Annotated in this window: 2 protein-coding genes; both read left to right on the forward strand. The window is 74.0% G+C overall.

The window, feature by feature from the left end; genetic code table 11:
- On the forward strand, positions 1-1,479 hold a 1,479-nt coding region (locus tag AC1D1T_RS32340; protein WP_477993443.1), incomplete at its 5' end, for a hypothetical protein.
- Positions 1,476-1,664 (forward strand): glycosyltransferase family 2 protein (locus AC1D1T_RS32345; protein ID WP_477993444.1); only part of this gene is annotated, 189 nt, incomplete at its 3' end. The genes AC1D1T_RS32340 and AC1D1T_RS32345, both read left to right, overlap by 4 nt.

Consider the following 1,664-nt stretch of genomic DNA (forward strand, 5'->3'; position numbering starts at 1 on the left):
CGGTCCGGCAGGGCGCGGCCGGATGGCGGTGCCGTGAGCGCGCTGCACATCGCGACGCCGCATGACGTGACGCCCGAAGCGGCGCTCGGGGCGATCCGCGCGCACCGCGGCCCGATCCTGCTCGACCTGGACGAGACGCTGTACCTGCGCAACTCGACCGAGGACTTCATCGACTCGGCCCGCCCGCGCCTGGCGGCGCTGCTGCTGCTGCGCCTGCTCGACGCGCTCAAGCCGTGGCGCTGGACCGGCGGCGAACCGACGCGCGACGTGTGGCGCGTGCGCCTGGTGATGGGCTGCTTCCCGTGGATCGCCCGGCGCTGGCGGGCGCGGGTCGCCGCGCTCGCCGGCGCCCATGCCAACCGGCGCCTGCAGGCGGCGCTCGACGCGCCCGGCGCCACGACCACCCCCATCATCACGACCGCCGGCTTCCACCCGATCGTCGCGCCGCTGGTCGCCGCGCTCGGGCTGCCGCAGGCGCAGATCGTCGCGGCGCGCCTGTCGTGCTTCGCCGACCGGCGCGACGGCAAGCTGCACATGGTGGTGGGCGCGCTCGGCGGCGAGACGGTCGCGCGCGCGCTGGTGCTGACCGATTCGGCGCAGGACCTCGGCCTGTTGAACGCCTGTGCCCACCCGCTGCGGGCGGTGTGGCCCGAGGCACGCTACCGCCACGCGCTGAGCGGCGTGTACCTGCCGGGCCAGTACCTCACGCACGTCAAGCGGCCGGGCGAGCGCTACATCGTGCGCGGCGTGCTGCAGGAGGACTTCGCGTTCTGGGTGCTGTGCTCGACGGCGCTGGCGGCCTCGCCGGTGCCGCACGTGGCCGGCCTGCTGTTCCTGCTGGTGTCGTTCTGGGCCATCTACGAGCGCGGCTATGTCGACAACGATGCGAGCGGCGCGCGCTTCGAGGCCGAACCGAAGCTGAGCGCCGCCTTCCACGAGCACGGCATCGCCACGCCGCGCTGGGCGCCGTGGCTGTGGGCCCTCGGCTGCGGCGCGATCGGCGCGGCGTTGGTGCGCTGGCCGGATCCGCTGCAGGCGGCTGACCTGGCGGCCTGGGTCGCGGTGCTGGCCGCCACGCAGCTCTGGTTCACCGGCTACAACCGGGTCGACAAGGCCACCCGCGTGTGGCTGTTCGCCGGCCTGCAGTTCGCGCGCGCGGCGGCCTTCGTCGTGCTGGTGCCGATCGTGCCGATCGGGGCCGCCGCGCTCGGTGCGCACGTGCTCGCCAAGTGGGTGCCGTACCACGTCTACCGGCTGAGCGGCAAGGCCTGGCCGGAGGCGCCTTTCCACCTGATCCGGTTGATGTTCTTCGTGGTGCTGGCCGCGCTGCTCACCTTCGCGCTCGGCTGGTCGGCGATCTTCAACGTGAGCGCGCTCGCGCTGCTGGTGTGGAACCTGTTCCGTGCGCAGCAGGAACTGGCGACGGCCATCGCGGCCGCGCGCCGCCTGGACCGGCCGCCCATGCCGCCGCCGTCATGAGCATCAGCGTGTGCATCGCGACCTACCGCCGGCCCGAGCGGCTCGGCGCGCTGCTGGACGACCTGGTCGCGCAGCAGTGCCTGCCCAGCCAGGTGGTGGTGGTCGACAACGACGCACGCGGCACGGCGCGTGCCGTCGTCGAGCGGCGGCGTGCGGCCGGTGCGCCGTTCGCGATCGACTACGAC

This window comes from Rhizobacter sp. P2_H3, assembly GCF_056403355.1.